18 protein-coding genes and 1 pseudogene are annotated in these 18179 nt (G+C 64.4%); 9 read left to right on the top strand and 10 right to left on the bottom strand.

What is annotated here, in order from left to right:
• Position 1: 1 nt before the first annotated feature.
• The 3 genes from C6Y32_RS13530 to C6Y32_RS13520 form a co-directional block, all read right to left on the bottom strand.
• Entirely contained in the window at positions 2-1066 is a 1065-nt protein-coding gene (locus tag C6Y32_RS13530; protein WP_164998291.1) for an SIS domain-containing protein, read from the bottom strand.
• A 63-nt stretch (positions 1067-1129) separates the two neighbouring features.
• Positions 1130-2314 carry an SIS domain-containing protein gene (locus tag C6Y32_RS13525; protein ID WP_105205805.1) on the bottom strand — a complete coding sequence of 395 codons (1185 nt, stop codon included), beginning with the start codon at positions 2312-2314 and terminating at the stop codon, positions 1130-1132.
• Between the two features lie 236 nt (positions 2315-2550).
• Positions 2551-3564 carry a carbon-nitrogen hydrolase family protein gene (locus tag C6Y32_RS13520; protein ID WP_164998290.1) on the bottom strand — a complete coding sequence of 338 codons (1014 nt, stop codon included), beginning with the start codon at positions 3562-3564 and terminating at the stop codon, positions 2551-2553.
• A 313-nt stretch (positions 3565-3877) separates the two neighbouring features.
• On the opposite strand from C6Y32_RS13520, the gene metF reads away from it, so the two are divergent.
• The 4 genes from metF to C6Y32_RS13500 all read left to right on the top strand — a co-directional run bounded on the left by metF (position 3878) and on the right by C6Y32_RS13500 (position 8641).
• Positions 3878-4762, top strand: a complete 885-nt coding sequence (metF, locus tag C6Y32_RS13515) for a methylenetetrahydrofolate reductase [NAD(P)H] (RefSeq protein WP_105205803.1) — start codon at positions 3878-3880, stop codon at positions 4760-4762.
• A gap of 4 nt (positions 4763-4766) precedes the next feature.
• Positions 4767-5483 (top strand): vitamin B12 dependent methionine synthase, activation domain protein, encoded by a 717-nt coding sequence (locus C6Y32_RS13510; protein WP_105205802.1) that lies wholly within the window; start codon positions 4767-4769, stop codon positions 5481-5483.
• The gene (locus tag C6Y32_RS13505) at positions 5470-7854 is read left to right on the top strand and encodes a homocysteine S-methyltransferase family protein (protein ID WP_279386215.1); all 2385 of its coding nucleotides are present in this window, start codon (positions 5470-5472) and stop codon (positions 7852-7854) included. Before C6Y32_RS13510 ends, C6Y32_RS13505 begins: the two co-directional genes overlap by 14 nt.
• Positions 7855-7915: 61 nt before the next feature.
• Complete coding sequence (locus tag C6Y32_RS13500; RefSeq protein WP_105205801.1) at positions 7916-8641, top strand: gamma-glutamyl-gamma-aminobutyrate hydrolase family protein; 726 nt, start codon at positions 7916-7918, stop codon at positions 8639-8641.
• Between the two features lie 126 nt (positions 8642-8767).
• On the opposite strand, the gene C6Y32_RS13495 is transcribed toward C6Y32_RS13500, so the two are convergent.
• Positions 8768-9574, bottom strand: a complete 807-nt coding sequence (locus C6Y32_RS13495; protein WP_105205800.1) for an MBL fold metallo-hydrolase — start codon at positions 9572-9574, stop codon at positions 8768-8770.
• A 198-nt stretch (positions 9575-9772) separates the two neighbouring features.
• Between C6Y32_RS13495 and C6Y32_RS13490 the strand changes: the two genes are divergently transcribed.
• Positions 9773-10252 (top strand): DUF6530 family protein, encoded by a 480-nt coding sequence (locus C6Y32_RS13490; RefSeq protein WP_105205799.1) that lies wholly within the window; start codon positions 9773-9775, stop codon positions 10250-10252.
• A 201-nt stretch (positions 10253-10453) separates the two neighbouring features.
• On the opposite strand, the gene C6Y32_RS13485 is transcribed toward C6Y32_RS13490, so the two are convergent.
• Together C6Y32_RS13485 and C6Y32_RS13480 are read right to left on the bottom strand one after the other, a co-directional pair.
• A complete protein-coding gene (locus tag C6Y32_RS13485; RefSeq protein ID WP_105205798.1) occupies positions 10454-11221 on the bottom strand; it encodes a 4Fe-4S binding protein in 768 nt (255 codons plus the stop codon).
• Between the two features lie 60 nt (positions 11222-11281).
• Positions 11282-11770 (bottom strand): NUDIX domain-containing protein, encoded by a 489-nt coding sequence (locus tag C6Y32_RS13480; RefSeq protein ID WP_105205797.1) that lies wholly within the window; start codon positions 11768-11770, stop codon positions 11282-11284.
• A 189-nt stretch (positions 11771-11959) separates the two neighbouring features.
• Between C6Y32_RS13480 and C6Y32_RS13475 the strand changes: the two genes are divergently transcribed.
• From C6Y32_RS13475 to C6Y32_RS13465, 3 genes are read left to right on the top strand one after another with little or no spacing between them, the layout of a single operon-like run.
• On the top strand, positions 11960-12580 hold the full coding sequence (locus tag C6Y32_RS13475) for a TetR/AcrR family transcriptional regulator (RefSeq protein WP_105205796.1): 621 nt from the start codon (positions 11960-11962) through the stop codon (positions 12578-12580).
• A complete protein-coding gene (locus tag C6Y32_RS13470; RefSeq protein ID WP_105205795.1) occupies positions 12577-13461 on the top strand; it encodes an ABC transporter ATP-binding protein in 885 nt (294 codons plus the stop codon). Before C6Y32_RS13475 ends, C6Y32_RS13470 begins: the two co-directional genes overlap by 4 nt.
• Complete coding sequence (locus C6Y32_RS13465; RefSeq protein WP_105205794.1) at positions 13458-14255, top strand: ABC transporter permease subunit; 798 nt, start codon at positions 13458-13460, stop codon at positions 14253-14255. The genes C6Y32_RS13470 and C6Y32_RS13465 overlap by 4 nt, the downstream gene beginning before the upstream one ends.
• A 164-nt stretch (positions 14256-14419) precedes the next feature.
• Here C6Y32_RS13465 and C6Y32_RS13460 read toward each other — a convergent pair whose 3' ends face one another.
• From C6Y32_RS13460 to C6Y32_RS13445, 4 genes are all read right to left on the bottom strand, one after another.
• Positions 14420-14656, bottom strand: a complete 237-nt coding sequence (locus tag C6Y32_RS13460) for a hypothetical protein (RefSeq protein WP_105205793.1) — start codon at positions 14654-14656, stop codon at positions 14420-14422.
• A gap of 232 nt (positions 14657-14888) precedes the next feature.
• Positions 14889-15554, bottom strand: coding sequence for a recombinase family protein (locus C6Y32_RS13455; RefSeq protein ID WP_105205792.1), 666 nt, complete (start codon positions 15552-15554; stop codon positions 14889-14891).
• A gap of 260 nt (positions 15555-15814) precedes the next feature.
• Positions 15815-16480 carry an ECF transporter S component gene (locus C6Y32_RS13450; protein WP_105205791.1) on the bottom strand — a complete coding sequence of 222 codons (666 nt, stop codon included), beginning with the start codon at positions 16478-16480 and terminating at the stop codon, positions 15815-15817.
• A gap of 183 nt (positions 16481-16663) precedes the next feature.
• Positions 16664-17431, bottom strand: coding sequence for a type III pantothenate kinase (locus C6Y32_RS13445; RefSeq protein WP_164998289.1), 768 nt, complete (start codon positions 17429-17431; stop codon positions 16664-16666).
• A gap of 500 nt (positions 17432-17931) precedes the next feature.
• On the opposite strand from C6Y32_RS13445, the pseudogene C6Y32_RS13440 reads away from it, so the two are divergent.
• Positions 17932-18179: pseudogene (locus tag C6Y32_RS13440) on the top strand (hypothetical protein); the annotation flags it as partial.

Here is an 18179-nt window from a genome sequence, read left to right as displayed (position 1 = left end):
CTCAAAACGGGCGCGACAGGCGGAGCATCTCTACCAGCAGCGCGGCGGGGATGAGCTGCGACAGCGGGGTGACCCAGCTGTAGCGCGAGGCGGGCAGCGCCAGCGCCAGCGGGTCGTGGTCGTCCATGTCGGTGACGGTCACCACCTGGCGGCCCAGCTCTTTGGCAAAGGCGATGGTCCGCAGGGTGCGGTCCATCGACGAGTTGGCGCCCGACACGAAAAACAGCGTGAGAAAGCGGTGCGGGTCCAGCGCCAGCATGTTGACGTGCAGCCAGTCCTCGCTCTCCTCCAGCGTCACCACTTGGCCCAGCCGGCGGTAGCACAGCATGCGCGCCAGGTAGCCGGCCGGGTAGTCGCGGCCGCTGGCGATGATGTCGATGTCGGCGGCGTCGGCGCAGCTCTCGGCCACCTGCCGGGCCCGGGCGCACAGGTCCTCGGCCTGCTGGCTGACCGTGTCGATGTGATCGGCGATCTCGTCGAGCAGCTCGCCGGCCTTTTTGTCGCACAGCTTGCCGCTGGCAAGACCCATGGCGCGCCCCAACAGCAAAAGCGCCAGGTAGCTCACAAAAAAGTGCTCGGTCTCGGGCAGCAGCGGCGCGCCGGCCGCCGGCAGCGATAGCAGCCAGTCGCACAGCGCGGCGGCGGGGCAGTCGGCCCGGGCGGTCAGCAGCAGCACCTTGGCGCCGGTACTCTGCGCCTCGCGCACGGCGTGGGGCAGCTGGCCGTCGTCGCCGGCACAGTCGATGGCGATGACGAAAGCGCTGCCCAGCTGCAGCTTTTCGCGCTCGATAAAGTGGCGCAGCGCGGTGGGGGTGAGCGCCTCTACCCACTCGGCGGGGTAGGAAGACAGCGACGAGAACACCGACCGCCCGGCCAGCGCGGCCGCGTAGTTTTCACCGCTGCCCACCAGCAGTATGCGGCCGGTGTTCTTGAGACAGTCGCCGGGGAACAGGTTTTCTATCTGGCGGCACAGGGCCGGCAGCAGCGCGGCGGTGACCGTGCTGTAGTGCCGGATCAGCGGGGGCAGAGCCGCAGCTGAAGCCGAAGTGATATCTTGAGCGTTCATAAAGACCTCCTTTTTAACTGGAAAAACGGGCCGGCAAAGCGGCGTGTGGCGCATCCGCCCCCGTCAGGGGACGATGAGCAGCGGCTCGTTCGAGATGGGGTCGCCGCCCATGCGGGCCATCGTCTCGCGCACGAACGGCTCGTGGTCGCCGTAGCGGTAAAAGCTGCTGCCGCGCATTTTGCTGATGTAGCCCAGCAGGTTGCCCAGGGGCGAGTACTGCATCAGCGGTTTGGCCCAGCGGTAGGGGGTAGAGGGTATCTCAAACACCTCGGCCCCGGCGGGGAAGGTGCCGGCGTCGGCGTCGGTGATGACGATGGTGGGCCGCCCCAGCGCCACCATCTGCCCGATCACCTCCACGCTCAGGTCAAAGGCCTCGTTTTCGCGGTCTAAGATCACCACCGTGCCGATGCTCTGGGGGTCTTTGGCATAGGGGCCGGTGGCGGGCCAGTTCTCGGTGTTTTCGTAGGTGGCCAGATCGCCGTAGGCCTCGACGAATTTGGCGGCGCCGAACCAGGCGTTGGGGTACTCCGGCCCACAGGCCACCACCTCGTAGTGGTGAAAGTTTACCCAGGTCTGGGCCAGCTGCCACATGCGGTCGTCGTTTTGGTCGACCAGCTCGCGGGTGAACGAGGCGGCGTAGTCGATCATCCCCTGCCGGTAGGCCTCGGCCTGCCGGGCACAGTAGTGGCCCCGCACCTCGCCCATGCGCACGGCCAGCAGCATCATGGTGAACATGGTGCTGAAGTACGAGCGCTGGCAAGGCGCGTGCTCGGTATAGGGGCCGCACTCGAACTTGGGCATCTGGATGAGCAGCAGCTCGTCGGCGGCGTCGACCAGCGGCGACTCGGGAAAGTTGACGATGGCCACCGCGGTGGTATTTTTGCCCAGCTTTTTCACCCGCTGGGTGGCCTCGACGACGCGGGAGGTCTTGCCCCGGCTGGAGATGGAGAAGAGCAGCGTGTCGTCCAGGTCCTGGCCGCTGTAGTGGCGCGACAGCTCGATGGCGGGCATGCCTTCCATGGGCACCCGGGCCAGCTGTAAAAAGGCCTGTTTGGCACAGGCGGCGGCGCAGAACGAGTCGCCGCAGCCGCAGGCCAGCACCTTTTTGGCCAGCAGGTACTCCGGGGTGGTGACGGCGTCGAGTATCTTCTGGTGGTTGAGCTGGTACAGCTGACCGGCAAACGTAGCCAGATCATAGCTCTCCAGCCGCATGGAATTGTTGTAATCCTCTTTTTTTAAGCGAGACATCAGTAAGATCACCTTCCTCACAACATGTGGATATGTAACGGCGTGAACATGCGGCGGCAGCGCCTGCCGGCACGTTTCGGCGTTTTTAAAACAGCTTTTTCTGCCGGGCGGCGGCAAAGCCTTTTGCCGGGTGAAAAACGGAGTTTTGGGCGCCGCTTTTCCCCGGCGGGGAAGCTTTTTCTTTAGGGGCGGCGGCAAAAGCAGCCCGTGCGGCCGCCTTTCTCTGAGAGAAATACCTACTGTTCCCCCCAATACGGGTCTTCCAGCAGCAGCTCGTTTAGCTTTTTGTAGATGTCGGGCCGGTAGTCGGGCCTGCCGCTGAAGGGGTTGCGGTTAAAGATCATGCGGGAGCCGACCGACAGGTCCACGGTGGCGATGAGCAGCTCGGGCTCGCACAGGTCGATATCGCCGCAGTACACGTGTACCTTATCAGGCCCGATCCCCGGCCCCAACACCATGCTGGCGCCGGTAAAGTAGGCCGGGTCCGGCCGCGGGCAAAAGGGACGGCAAAACTGCCGTCCGGGGGAATCGGGCTCCAGCAGCGCGTCGGTCTGGTTGCAAAAATCCTCGTCCACGATATCATAGCCCACCAGGTTTGAGCTGGCCACGAAAAAGTCGTTGGCGATGACCGCCTGGCGCAGCCCCTCGTAGTAGCAGGTCTTCCAGTCGAAGTGGGGGGCCTCGGCCATAGCGGTGGGGTTTAAGTACACCTTGGCCCCGGTGGCGGCGTGGTAGCGCAGGATCTCGTGAAATGAGTAGGTGTCGTAGCAGATGCCCACGGCGATCTTGCCCCACGGGGTCTCAAACGAGAAGGGGTCGCTGCCGCGGTCGCACCAGCAGCTCTCGGCCATGGCCGGGTGGATCTTGCGGTAGCGGCCGATATACCCCTGGGGCCCGCAGGCCACCGCCGTGTTGTAGATGGTGTCGGGGCGGTCCTCATCGCGCTCGGGCATGCCAAAAACGGCGTATATCTCCATCTGGCGGCACACCTTGGCCACCGCCGCCACCGCGGGGCCGCTCACCGGCTCGGCCAGCTGCACCTGCATCTTCTCCTCCTTGGGGACGCCGGTCTGGTTTTCATAGCCGGTGAGGGCCAGCTCGGGAAAACAGACGATGTCGGCCCCGCGGCGGGCGGCGGCGCGGATATAGCTGATGATGCGGGCCAGATTGCGCTGCTTTTGGCCCCACACAGCGCGAAAGTTGACGACGGCCAGGTTGAGGATCTCTTCCTGGGGGATGATGTTGGGCACGGTCTTACCTCCTTTTACGGCAAAAGTGATCGGGCATATCCATTTTCTACTATCCTATATCATACGCCCCGCCGGCGGGCGGAGGATAGGACAGGTGTCCCAGTTTATATAGAAATTGCAGGCCGTATTTTGGCAGATTTACACCACGGCGGCTCGGCGCGCGCGACCGGCGGCGGACGGCCCCTTTTTCTTTGGCGGGCGCTTTTCAATCGCCTGGTGAAATGTTATAATGATAGCCTGTAAGAATTAGAAAAAATACCGCAGAGCGGCGGCTGTCAGCGGGGCCGCAGCGGTAGCTTTGGAGTGGACTGACATGAACTTATCGACCCTGTATGAGCAGAAAAAATGTGTGCTGTCTTTTGAGGTGTTCCCGCCCAAAAAGACCGACGATGTGCGGGGGCTGTACCGCACGCTGGAGGGGCTGCACGATCTGGCGCCCGACTATATCAGCGTCACCTACGGCGCCGGCGGCAGCGGCGAGCAGCGCCAGCAGACGGTGCACCTGGCCGATACCATCAAGCGCGAGTACGGCATCGAGCCGCTGCCCCACCTCACCTGCATCAACTCCACCAGAGAGACGGTGCTGGCGCTGCTCGACGAGCTGGCCGCGCTGGGCATCGACAACGTGCTGGCGCTGCGGGGAGACAGGGTAGAGGGGGCGCTGCCCGGCGCCTTTCACTACGCCAGCGAGCTGGTAGAGCTGATTAAGAGCCGCGGCGGCTTTTCGGTGGCCGGCGCCTGCTACCCCGAGGGGCACACCGAGGCGCCCAGCTTGGAGGAGGACATCGTCCACCTGCGCCGCAAGGTAGACGCCGGGGTGAGCCACCTGGCCAGCCAGCTGTTTTTTGACAACGCCGCCTTTTACAGCTTTGAAAAAAAGGCCCGGGCCATGGGCATCACCGTGCCCATCGCCGCCGGCATCATGCCGGTGACCAACAAGAGCCAGATCGAGCGCATGGTGTCGCTCTGCGGGGCCAGCCTGCCCGACAAGCTGGCCGGCATCATCGATAAATGGGGCCACAACAAGGCGGCGCTGCGGGATGCGGGCATCGCCTACGCCGTCGACCAGATCGTAGACCTGATGGCCAGCGGCGTACAGGGCATCCACCTGTACACCATGAACAGCCCCTACGTGGCCAAAAAAGTGGTGGGCAGCGTGCAGAAGCTGCTCTGCGACCTGAACTGCACGGAGGCCTAGCGCGGTGGCGCTGTACCGCGCGCAGGGGGCGGTGGACCCGGCCGACCTGGTGCTGGACCGGGCGGAGATACTGCGCTACCTGGGCCATCGCGGCAGCGCTATCCCGCCCGAGATAGACGCGCTGATAGACCGGTCGGTGCAGGCGGTGCGGGCGGCGGCGACGCCCCGCTATGTGTGCCGCGAATTTTTGCTGGGCGCCCCCCAGCCGCAGGGCATCCCCCTGCTGGATACCGACTTTTACCTGCCGGGGGAAGACATTTTGCAGCTGCTGGCGGGCTGCGACAGCTGCGTTTTGATGGCCGCCACGCTGGGGGCGGGCGTCGACGCGCTGCTGCGCCGCCAGCAGGTGGCCGACATGGCCGCCGCCGTGGTCTGCGACAGCGCCGCCGTCACCGCCATCGAGGCGGTCTGCGACCGTGTGAACGCGCTGATAAAAGGCGCCTGCGGCCAGCGGGGGCAGCGCTGTACCTGGCGCTTTTCGCCGGGGTACGGCGATATGCCCATCACCTGCCAGCCCCAGGTGGCGCGGCTGCTGGATACCGGGCGACAGATCGGGCTGGCGGTGTCCTCCAGCTGCCTGCTGACCCCGTCTAAATCGGTGACGGCGATCATCGGCGTGGGAGAGCGCGCCACACAGGATAAAAAGAGCGGCTGCGCCCACTGCAGCCTGCGCGAAAACTGCACATTCAGACGGGGAGGAAAGCGCTGTGGCGACTTTTGATTTTACGCATACCTTTACCCTGCTCGACGGGGCTATGGGCACCATGCTGCAGGCGGCCGGCCTGCCCGCCGGCGGCCGCCCCGAGAGCTATAACATCACCCACCCCCAGATCATCGAGGACATCCACCGCGCCTACATCGGCGCCGGCAGCCAGGTGATCTACACCAACACCTTTGGCGCCAACGCCCACAAGCTGGCCGGCAGCGGCTACACCGTCGAGCAGGTGGTGGACGCGGCGGTGCGCATCGCCCGCCGGGCGGCGGCCGGTACCGGCTGTAAGGTGGCGCTGGACCTGGGGCCTATCGGCGAGCTGCTGGAGCCGGGCGGCAGCCTGCAGATGGAGGAGGCCATAGAGCTGTTTGCCCGGCAGGTGCGGCAGGGGGCCGCCAGCGGCGCCGACCTGGTGGTGTGCGAGACCATGACCGATTTAGCCGAGGTAAAGGCGGCGGTGCTGGCCGTGAAGGAGAACTGCGACCTGCCGGTGTGGTGCTCGATGAGCTTTGAAAAGACCGGCCGCACCTTTACCGGCACCAGCATACCGGCCATGGCCCTGACTCTGTCGGGGCTGGGGGCCGAGGCCATCGGCATCAACTGCTCGCTGGGGCCCGACGATATCTACCCGCTGGCCAAAGAGCTGGCCGCCTGCTGCGACCGCCCGATCTTTATCAAAGCCAACGCCGGCCTGCCCAACCTGCAGACCGGCAGCTACGATATCGACCCCGACGCCTACGCCGGCCACCTGCGCGGCTATATCGAACTGGGCATCACCGTGTTTGGCGGCTGCTGCGGCACCTCGCCGGCCTATATCCAGAAGATCGGCGAGATGCTGGCGGGACGGGCGCCGTCGCCGCGGCCCCGGCAGCGGCGCAGCGCCTTGTGCTCCCCCTCGAGGGTAGTCGAGATCGACGGCCCCAAGATCATCGGCGAGCGCATCAACCCCACCGGCAAAAAGCTGTTTAAGCAGGCGCTGATAAACGGCGATATCGACTATGTGCTGGCGCAGGGGCTGTCGCAGGTCGAGGCGGGGGCCGACATCTTAGACGTGAACGTGGGCCTGCCCCAGATCGACGAACGCCAGATGATGAGCAGGGTGGTGCGGCGGCTGCAGGCGGTGGTGGATGCGCCGCTGCAGATCGACACCACCGACCCGGCCGCCCTGGAAGCGGCGCTGCGGGTGTACAGCGGCAAGCCGCTCATCAACTCGGTAAACGGCGAGGAGAAGAGCCTTCATACCGTGCTGCCGCTGGCCAAAAAGTACGGGGCGGCGGTGGTGGGCCTCACGCTGGACGAAAACGGCATCCCAAACCGGGCCGAGGACCGGCTGGCGGTGGCCGAAAAGATATTGGCGGCGGCGCTGGCGGCGGGCATCCCCCGGGAAGACGTGTACATCGACTGTCTGGTGCTCACTGCCTCGGTGCAGCAGGCCGAGGTGGTCGAGACGCTCAAGGCGGTGCGCATGGTCAAAGAGCAGCTGGGGCTAAAGACCGTGCTGGGCGTGTCGAACATCTCGTTTGGGCTGCCGGCCAGAGAGCAGATCAACCGTAGCTTTTTGACGCTGGCGCTGGCCGCCGGGCTGGACCTGCCCATCTTAAACCCCAACCTGGAGGCCATGCGGCAGACGGTAGACAGCTTTCGCGTGCTCTTTAACATCGATAAAAACGCCGCTTATTACGTGCAGACCTACGGCAGCCAGCCGGCGGCGGGCCCGGCTGCCGGCCCGGCGGCGCCCACCGGCGCGGCGGCTGACCCGCAAAAAGAGATACCGGCCGCCATCCACCGGGGCCTGGCCGACCGGGCGGCAGAGATGACCGAGGCGCTGCTGGCTAAAAAAGACCCGCTGCAGGTGGTGCAGCAGGTGCTCATCCCGGCCCTCGACCAGGTGGGCGCCGACTTTGAAAAAGGGACCATCTTTTTGCCGCAGCTGATGCAGTCGGCCAACGCGGCGGGGGCGGCTTTTGACCGGGTAAAGGCCCACATCGCCGCCAGCGGCGGCGAGCAGGCCGGCGGCGACAAGATCATTCTGGCCACCGTCAAGGGGGACATCCACGATATCGGCAAAAATATCGTCAAGGTGATTTTGGAAAACTACGGTTTTACCGTGCTGGATCTGGGCCGCGACGTGCCGCCGGAAGAGGTGGTGCGCACCGCGGTGGAGCAGGACGTGCAGCTGGTGGGCCTGAGCGCGCTGATGACGACCACGCTCTGCAGCATGGAGGAGACCATCCGCCAGCTCAGAGCGGCCAAACCCGGCTGCCGGATCATGGTGGGCGGCGCCGTGCTCACCGAGGACTACGCCCTGCAGATCGGGGCCGACTACTACGCCAAAGACGCCAAGATGTCGGCGGATATCGCCAAAAAGATCTTTAAATAGCCGCCGCTTTGGCGCGGGCGCCTGTTTGGGGCGGCAAAAATAAGAGAGGTAGTGTTTTTTGATGGAGCGACCAGTTATAGGGATCAGCACCGGGCCGATCGTGCACACCGATCCCATGTTTTTTGGGCGGGTGAGCGACGGTATCAACGGGAATTATGCCGCGTCGGTGGCGGCGGGCGGCAGTATACCGGTGCTGCTGCCCACCGTAGAGAGCGAGGAGCTGGCGTCCGCCATGATCGACCGCGTCGACGGGCTGCTGCTCTCGGGCGGGCACGATATCGACCCGGCCATCTACGGGCAGCAGCCGCGCCAGGCGCTGGCCGAGGTGTGCGCCCCGCGCGACACCTGCGAGCTGCTTTTGCTGCGAGCGGCGCTGGCGGCGGGCAAGCCGGTGTTGGGCATCTGCCGGGGGCACCAGCTGCTCAACTGCGCGCTGGGCGGCACGCTGTACCAGGACCTGGGCGAGATCAGCGGCAGCGACATCCAGCACCGGCAGCTGGGCGACCCCTGCCGCCCCAGCCACGAGGTGTTTATCGACAGCCAGTCGGTGCTGTACCCGCTGCTGGGCGAGCGGTACCGGGTAAACTCGCTGCACCATCAGACGGTGGACCAGATCGCGCCGGGCTTTTTTGCCGCCGCGGTCGACGCCGACGGCAACATAGAGGCCATACAGCGGGCCGAGGGAAGCCTGGTGCTGGGCATCCAGTGGCACCCGGAAATGATGGCCGCACAGGACGAGAAGATGCTCGGCGTGTTTAAAATGTTCACCGCCTGCTGCCAGAAGTAGCGCCCCGCCAGTTTGGGGCAGACCGCATAAAAAAGAGAGCGGGCACAGATGTTCTATGCATCTGTGCCCGCTCTTTATTGCTTGCGGCGGTGCGGCCCGGGCGGCCCTGGGGGCGGCAGGCCCCGGTCACAGGTCGATGTGCTGCCCGGCAGTGATGGGGAACACCCGCCCCGGCAGCAGGTGCTGCAGCTGGGCCAGCGCCACCGGCCCGGTACAGTGGCCGGTGTACAGGGTACAGCCGGCCTGTTTGACGGCGTGGGCCACGGCGGCGATGCGGCCGGGCTCCTCGCTGGTGTGGGTGTGGGGGTCGCTCAGGTGCAGGCCGCCCACCACCACCTGCGGGTAGTGGCCGCACAGCAGGCGGCACCGGCGCAGGATGGCGGCAATGCCCGTGTGCCCGCAGCCGCACACCAGCACCCGCCGCCCGCCCCGCTCTATGAGCAGGTGCTGCTCGTGGGCAAACGCGTCGGGCTGCCGCCGCCCGTTCAGCAGCAGCCGGTTGTAGGTGGGAAGCAGCGCGTCGCGCGGCACCCCGGCAAACAGCAGCAGCCCATCGCCCAGCGAGTGGGTGCTGCCGGTGTAGACGAGCCGGTCGCCAGCTGTTAGCGGCGGCACCGAGATATCGCCCAGGCCGTGCAGCCGCCGCGAAAAGTGGGGGTCCAGAGCCCCGGGGCGCAGGTAGATGGGGGCGCTTTGGTTTAGCGCCAAAAAGGTCGGCAGCCCGCCGCCGTGGTCGCGGTGGCCGTGGGTGAGGACGGCGGTGTCGACGGCGGCCAGGTCGATCCCCAGCTTTTGCGCGTTGCGCGCAAACAGCGCGCTGCCGCCGGCATCCACCAGCAGCCGGCGCCGCCCGACCCGCAGGTACAGGCTCAGCCCGTGCTCGGCCTCAAAGCCGGGCCGGGCGGTGTTTTCGGCAAGTACAGACAGCTGCATGAGATAGGCCCCTTTCTGCCGCCGCCCACCGGCGCAGTGTGCGCTCCGGCCGGTGGGCGGCAACTGATTATAGATTATAACACGGCGCTTTTTCAGTTGACAAGGCGCGGTCGGTGTGGTATATTGATTTTACTAAATTAGTAATTTAGTAAAACAGTAAACATAAAAACGAAGTTTTACCACAGAGGAGGAAACGCGATGAAGATCCCCACCACCCTAAAACACAAACCGGTCATCACCGTCGAGAATTACGAGCAGGTCGACGGCCACAAGGCCTACCAGTCCGACGCCAAGGGCCTGTCGCTGGGGCTGGCCCAGTGGAACGACCGGGGCAGGGTAGAGGTGTCGGCCAAGGTGTGGCGCTACACCGGTGAAAAGTGGTCGCGCCAGTCTGAGGAGCTGCCCCTGCACCGGGTGCTCGACCTGGCCATCCTCATCTGCCGCGCCAAGCAGTACATGGCCGAGAGCTACCGCTACCCCAAGCTGTACGACCCGCAGCAGCCGCAGATCGACCGCATCGGCCTGCAGGGCGACGCCATGACGGTGGCCGTGTGCCGGGACAACCCCATGATCGACGAGGATATCAAGCTGTTTGGCCAGGCGCTGTCGGAGGAGGACGAGTTTTTGAGCGAGCGGCTGCACACTCTGAGCCGCATGCTGCACGAGGCCGGGTACTGAGCGCCAATAGAGTGCCGGCCCGGCAGCGCGCACTGCCCAGTATAGAGAGTATACAGTATACAGAACACAGTACACAGGCGTTCAGCATGCGTGGGGCGGTGAGCAGCGCCCGGCAGGCGCCGGTCGCAAACGGGTGCAAAACAGAAAAAACAGCGCTGTCTCAGCCAAAAAGACAGCGCTGTTTTCAGTTTGTTTACAATTTTAGCCGAGAAAGAGCGCGTTGGATTTGGGCTCCTGGCAGGCTTTTTTGAGTTTTTGACCGGCCGCCAGCAGCGCCGCGCGGTTTACTTTGCGCGCCCCCGCCGGGCACACCGCGATACAGCGCATGCAGGAGATACACAGCGCTTTGTCGGTGCTGGCGGGGTCGCCGGCGGGGATGGCCGCCACCGGGCAGCCGGCGGCACAGCGGCCGCAGCGGGTGCAGCTCTTGCCGGCTTTGGGCACAAAGGGAACGCCGCCGTAGTCGCGGTAGGGCACGTTTCCCGGCAGCTGCAGGCCGGGCGCCAGCGCCTTTTGGGCGATGGCCCGCCTGATCTCCTGCCCAAAGGCGCGCAGCTGCCGGGCGTCTTCGGCGTCGGGGCGGCCGGTGGCGAACTGGCGCATGATCGAGTGCTCGGCCACGGCGGCGATGCCGGCGATACAGGTAAAACCGCCCGCCTCCAGCACGTCTTGCAGCTCGCGCAGCGTGTCGTCGTAATGGCGGTTGCCGTAGACGGCGATCGCCACAGCCATAGCTCCGCCGCCGCGGATGGCCGCCAGCCGCTCTGCGGCGACGGCGGGCACCCGCCCGCCAAAGCTGGGCACCGCCACCAGGCAGATGTCGCCGCTCTGCAGAGAGAGACCGGCGCACCCGCCTTGGGGTGCCGACAGGTCTACCGCGGTGGCCGGCTCGCCCCAGTCGGCAGCGAGAATATCCACCACCTTTTGCGTGCCGCCGGTAGGGCTGAAACAGATGGTATAGAGTGACAAATCGAGGGCCCCTTTCTGTTGTGGGCGCCGCGCCGGCCCCAGAGCGCCGGCCGGTGCGCCTTAAAAATCTTCCAGCGGGGTGACCGCCAGCTGCTCGGGGGTGGTGATGCCGCCGTAGAGCAGCCGGGTGTGCCGGCCGGTGTGCAGGTAGTGGGCGAGCATCTGCCCGGCAGTCAGCGGCATGGGCAGCGCGGCGATCTCGCCGAGCGAAAACCAGCGCAGCTGCCCCTCGCTGCTGGTGGCGGGCACGGTGCTGCCGGGCCGCAGGCGGGCAAAGAAAAAGTAGTTCTGCCGGGTCTCGCCGTTTTTTTGGCGCAGGGTGATGTAGCGCAGCCGCAGATCGAGGAGATCGCCTTCGCCGAGGCCGCTCTCCTCCTCGAGCTCCCGCAGCGCGCAGGCGCGGGCGTCACCCAGCTCCTCCGGCATAAAATGGCCGCCGATCCCGCACCAGCTGGGCGACACCACCCGTGAGCCAACGCGGTAGAGCAGCAGGATGCGGTCGCCGTCGAGGATGTAGACCGAGGTCATGTTGCGCAGTTTACCGTCCACCAAAACACCTCCCTTTTTAAAAAACAGTGTACTACTTTTGCCGGGCGCATGCAAACCGGCCACACCCAAAAGTTTTTAGCGGCCGCCGATCCCCTAAAAAATCTTTGGGGGGCCTTGTAAAAACCAGTCAATGCCGTAGAATGGAGATTGACCGGTTTGGTCACACATCCGAGAGAGGAGGCGCCCGCAATGCGCCAGACCTTTGATGAGCTGCCGCCAAAACGGCAGCTGCAGATCGTCAACGCCGCCATGGAGGTGTTTGGCAAAAACAGCTATAAGCACGCCTCGACCGAGGAGATCGCCTACCGGGCGGGCATCTCGAAGGGGCTGCTGTTTTACTATTTTAAGAGCAAGCAGGCGCTGTACGAGTATGTGTACCACTACTGCGATAAGCAGGTGCAGCAGACGGTGGCGGCCGACCTGCAGCAGGGCTGCGACGACTTTTTTGAGCTGATGGACCGCGGGGCAGACGCCAAGGCGGACCTGATCCGCCGGCACCCGGCCATTATGGACTTTATGATGCGGGTGTGGGCCGAGCAGGGGCAGCAGCACGCCGAGCAGATCACCAGTCAGCTGCAAAAAGCCATGCGCCAGAATTACGGCCAGTATTTTGCCGGGGTGCGGCTGGACCGCTTTCGCGACGACGTGGACCCGGTGCGGCTGCACCGCATGCTGCTGTTTATGGTGCAGGGCTATGTGGCCGAGATGCAGCGCCTGGGGCTCGCGCCGGATGTGGACGAGATGATGGCCGAGTGGCACTGCTGGCTGCGCGATCTTCGCCGCCTGACTTATAAGGAGGAGTATCAGTGAGCGTGATAGAGATACAAAATATCACCAAGGACTACGGGAAGGGACGCGGGGTGTTCGATGTGTCGTTTGCCGTGGAGCGGGGCGAAGTGGTGGGCTTTTTGGGCCCCAACGGAGCCGGTAAAACAACGGCTATCCGCCAGCTGATGGGCTTTATTCGCCCCGACCGGGGGCGCGCCGAGGTGCTGGGGATGGACTGCTTTGCCCAGCGCGACCAGGTGCAGGCCCGGCTGGGCTACCTGCCGGGCGAGATCGCCTTTATGGAGGACATGACCGGCACGGCGTTTATCCGCTTTATCGCCCAGATGAAAGGCATGGGCGACTTGACGCGGGCCCGGCAGCTGATGGAATTTTTAGAGCTGGACGGCCGGGGCCGCATCCGGCGCATGTCTAAAGGGATGAAGCAGAAGATCGGGCTGGTGATCGCCTTTATGCAGGACCCGGATGTTCTGGTGCTGGATGAGCCCACCAGCGGCCTGGACCCGCTGATGCAGGGCAAATTCGTGCAGCTGATCAGCCGGGCCAAGAAGGCGGGCAAAACGGTGCTGATGTCCTCCCACATGTTTGAGGAGGTGGAGCAGACCTGCGACCGGGTGGTGATCATCAAAGAGGGCCGCGTGATCGCCGCCGAGGAGATGCAGCACCTGCGCCAGAGCCGCACCAAGGTGTTTTTGATCGACTTTGCCACCGCCGCCGAGGCCGAGCGGTTCTGTGCCGGCGGCGCCGGCCGCCAGCTGGACGGCTGCCGGGTGGTGCTGCGCACCAGCGGGCGAGCCGACGCGCTGATCAAAGAGCTGGCCGGGTACACCGTGACAGAGCTGGCCACCCGCACCCAATCGCTGGAGGAACTGTTTATGCACTACTATGGGAGGGGATCGAAATGACCGGCCCGCTGTTTAAAAGAGAGGCCCGCGCCAACTACAAGCTGGTGCTTTTATTTATGGGGATACTGACGGTGTACGGCGCGCTGATCGTGGCCATGTACGACCCGGAGCTGGGTAAGAGCCTGCAGATGATGGCCGAGAGCATGCCGGAGCTGTTTTCGGCTTTTCAGATGCAGAGCCCCGGCAACACGCTGCTGGAGTTCGTGGGCAACTACCTGTACGGCTTCATCCTCATCGTGATACCGCTTCTGTTCATCGTGCTGATGGCCAGCCGCCTGGTGGCGCGCTATATCGACCGGGGATCGATGGCCTACCTGCTGGCCACCCCGCACAAGCGGCGCAGCATTATAGCCACGCAGGGGGTATTTATGGCGCTGGGCACGCTGCTTCTGGTGGTGTACGTGACGGTGCTGGTGCTGTTTTGCGGCGGGGCGATGTTTGACGAGCAGCTGGATGTAGGGCGGTTTTTGCTGCTGAACGCGGGGCTCTACGGCCTGCTTTTGTTCATGGCCGGCCTGTGCTTTTTATCGGTGTGCTGCTTTGACCAGACCAAGCTGAGCTGCGGCCTGGGCGCCGGCTCGTGCATCGCCTTTATCCTGCTGCAGATGCTGTCGCAGGTGGGGGACAAGATGGATTGGCTCAAGTACCTGACCCCGCTGACTCTGTTTGACGCCGGTGGCCTGATCGCCGGTGAGAGCGGTGCTGTCGCCGGCTTTTTGGTGCTCTATGCGCTGGGGACCCTGCTCTTTTTGGCCGGCGGCGCGATCTTTTGCCGCCGAGATCTGCCCCTGTAGATATCTTAAAAAAGAAGTGCCGCCAACAGACGAGAGGCGCCGGCCGTGTGCAGTTTGCACGGCCGGCGCCTTTTTGGGCGTATTGGGGCATGTCTTGGACATGTTTTGAGCATATTTTGGGCATGAAAAAAGCCCACGGACAGGTGGGCGGCGGGAGAGCAGCGCTACCGGCTCTCTTTATTCAAATAGTCGATCGCGGCTTGCGCGCTTAAAAACTGCTGCTCGTTGCCGGTGATGTAAGAGACCGCGTCGCTCCACTCGCGGGGCGAGAAATCGCCCTGAGAGAGCGTTTGGGCCGCCTTTAACACCGCGGCGCGCAGCCCGGGCCGGTGCAGGTCTGAGAGGTAGGTGCAGTGGGTCGCCTGGGCCAACTGCTCTAAAAGCGATAGCTGCTCTGCCATGACTTGCCCCCCCTTTTTAAACGGAATAGAAACTGGTATAAAAAACCATTTTTGTCATAAATTACTAAAAATTGTGACGGTAATTAGACATTTTGTGACCATCATCGTATAATGGTTTTACTGGCGAATTTTTGTGTTTTTTACACATTTTAAGCGGTTTTTCACCGGTTTGGCGGCTGTTACTCTAAGTCTACCCTCTGGCGCAAATAATTTTGGGGGGCAAAAGGGGCGCTCACCGCGCCGGTTTTTCGGCGGCGGGCCGTTCCTGCTGCGCCTGGCGGCAGCGGCGCAAAAAGGTCTGGTAGCTGACGCCCAGCAGCTTGCCCGCCTGGCGGGAGGAGATCTCGCCCCGCTGCCAGCGGCGGCGCAGCTCCTCAAACTGGGGCGGCATGGGGATGGGGGGATGCCCGAAGCGGACCCCCCGGGCCTTGGCGGCGGCAATGCCTTCCGCCTGCCGCTGGCGAATGTTCTCGCGCTCGGTCTGGGCCACATAAGAGAGCAGCTGCAGCACGATATCGGCGATCAGGGTACCGGTGAGGTCGCGCCCCTGGCGGGTGTCGAGCAGAGGCATGTCGAGCACCACGATGGCCGCCTGCTTTTCTTTGGTGATGTGGCGCCACTGCTCGAGGATCTCGTCGTAGTTGCGGCCCAGCCGGTCGATGGATTTGACCACCAGCACATCGCCGGGGCGCAGGCGCCGCACCAGGCGCTGGTAGGCGGGGCGGCAGAAGTCTTTGCCGCTGAGCTTATCCAGGTACCGGTTTTTGTGCGGCACGCCAAACTGGTCCATGGCGATGTGCTGGCGCTCCTCATTCTGGTCTCTGCTGGAGACGCGAATGTAGCCAAACACTCTGCTGACAGTAGTGCTATCGGTAGTGCGGTCGGTGGTGCTGTCCATTTTTTATCCCTCCGTAATAAAATTTGTTTTGTGTATCGAGGTGTATAAAAACAGCGGCTTTACTCTTTACCCTGTATTCTGTACAGGGCGCGGATCGAGCTGGCGGCGCCCGCGCGGGCAGGCAGGTGGCGGCCCTGCCAAAAAACAGGCCGTTTCCACTACAGAAAAAGCGGCACGAATGTGCCGCTTTGGTACACGTATATTTTACAGCTAAACAGGGTCGCCGCATACTGGAAAATGTTTCCCGGGCCGCGGGCCGGTCACCGCCGCTGCCGGGAGAGCACGGCGGCCACCGGGGCGCTGATCAGGGCGGTGATGACGCCGGCGACCAGTGCCTCCAGCGTGCCGTTGAGGCCGATGACCCCCATAATGATCCCGCCCAGGGCGCTGTAGGGGACATTTTTGACCTGCTGGGCGTACACCGGGCCAAACAGCAGCCAAATGCCCCCCATCACCAGCAGCGTGTTCACAAACGAGCCCACCACACCGCACAGACCGCTGGCAAAGGTCTGCCGGGCGCGGCTTTTTTGGCACAGGGACGAGAGGCCCCGGTACAGCCAGCCGGCGGCCACCCCGATGAGAATGCGGGGCAAAAAGCAGATGAGCAGGCTGTACAGCGCGTTTTTGGCGCCGCCCATGCCGATGGAGGCGGCGTAAAACGGGGAGAACACGAACGAGGAGGGGCCGGGGCGCACCGTGTTGATGAGCAGGCTGGACAGACCGAACACCCCGCCCAAAAAGCCGCCGGCGGCCGGCCCCAGCCAGATGGCCCCCAAAATGACGGGGATGTGGATGGTGGTGGCGTTGATGGGCCCCAGCGGGATAAAGCCCAGCGGAGTGAGGGCCAGCACAAAGATGATGGCCGAGAGCAGAGCCAGCTGGACCGTGCGGACAGTGCCCCTTTGGTGGATGGCGGATGATTTCATAGCGATACCTCCTGCTGCCGCTCCCCAGCAGTGGGGATGCAGCGCATTATTAGCGGGTATCTCGGTGCGCTCGTTGGCGCCTGCGGGGCGCGCACAGCGGCGGCTGGTACCGGTCCGGCGCAAAAGTGCTGCCGGCCGGCCCCACCGCGATAACGTGCATTTTGCCGCCGGCGCCCGGGGCTTTTAGCGGCGGTTTTTGCAGTAGATCTGCCGCAGCCCGCGCAGGAGCAGATGGGCGTCTTGCACCAGCGGGGTGCGGCAGCAGGGGGCGATCAGCGGCGCGAACTCGCCGGTGGCGACGACCGTGGGCGCCTGCCCCAACAGCTGCGTGTAGCGGGCGACCATACCGTCGACCATGCTGGCGGCGCCGTAGACGATGCCGGCCTGCATGGCCTCGGCAGTGTTTTTGCCCAGAACGCTGGCCGGCGCCTTTAGCGCCACCTGCGGCAGCTGAGCGGCGCGGTCGGCGAGCGCCTGCGCGCCCACCTCGACCCCCGGCGCTATACAGCCCCCCAGGTACTGGCCGCCATCGCCGATACAGCAGATGGTGGTGGCGGTGCCGAAATTGCAGACCAGCGCCGGCAGCGGGTAGGCGCTGGCAGCGGCCACCGCCCCGCACACCCGGTCGCTGCCCAGAGCGGCGGGGGCGTCGAGCCGGATGTCCAGCCCGGTCTTTACCCCCGGCCCCACACAGACGGCCGCGCAGCCGCAGAGCTGTTTTACAGCCGCCGTGAGCGCCGGGTACAGGCCCGGCACCACCGAGGAGATGGCCGCGCCGTCAAAGCTGTTTGGCGCGCAGCCGTACAGCGCCAGCAGCTGGCCCAGCATGAGCGCGTGCTCATCGGGCAGCGGCGTGTGGCGGGTGGCGGTGCGGGCGGTGAATACCAGCTCGTCGCCGCGAAAGGCGCCCAGCGTGGTGGTGGCGTTGCCCACCTCTAAGACCAGCAGCACGGTAAGACCTCCCTTTTTTATAACTACTGCAAGAGAGCAGCCGCCTATGGGCTGTGCCGCTCTGGCGGGCTGTACCGAGTGCCGAGCTACGAGCTACGAGCAATGAGCAATGAGCGATGAGCGCACCGACCTCCCGCAGTGGCAGTATACCAGAAATACCGCCCGCTGTAAACGCCGGCCACGCGTGCGGGCCGGCGCGGTCGCGCCCGGAAAAACGGCGATCGGCCGAGCGGCGTACGGCGCGCGGCGGAATTTATAAAATCGGCGGCCCCGGTGCGCGGCAGTGACAGTATTGCACAGAGAACGAGACGCGAAATCGGCAAAATGAGAGAAATTTAGGGGGGTATATTTGGCCCGGTGTGTCGATATGGTATACTGTTTAAAGATACAGGGTGCGCGCTGTGTGGACCCGCTTTTTGGCGGTGCGCAGAATGCGCCGCAGTTTCGCGGCCCTGCAGCAGAGGTGTTTGGTAAGCCCTGCGCAAGAGGAGGAACAGCTCATGAAAAAATGCAGCCAATGTGGCAATGAATTTGAGGGCAATTTTTGTACGGAATGCGGCGCGCCGGCCCCGGCCGACGAGCCGGTACAGACTGCTGCGGACAAGAGCGCCGCGGCGCCCCGCCGCTGCCGGAACTGCGGCAAAGAGTTAAGCGGGAACTTCTGCATGTTCTGCGGCACCCCGGCCGACCAGCCGCAGCCCGCGCCGGTACCGCCCGCCGCGGCAGACCCCGCCGCCGGGGCAGCGGG

It is taken from the genome of Neobittarella massiliensis (ex Bilen et al. 2018) (genome assembly GCF_900289145.1).
GTDB lineage: Bacteria > Bacillota > Clostridia > Oscillospirales > Ruminococcaceae > Neobittarella > Neobittarella massiliensis.
Note: the sequence above shows the minus strand (reverse complement) of the source record. Positions and strands in the feature narration are given on the sequence as shown.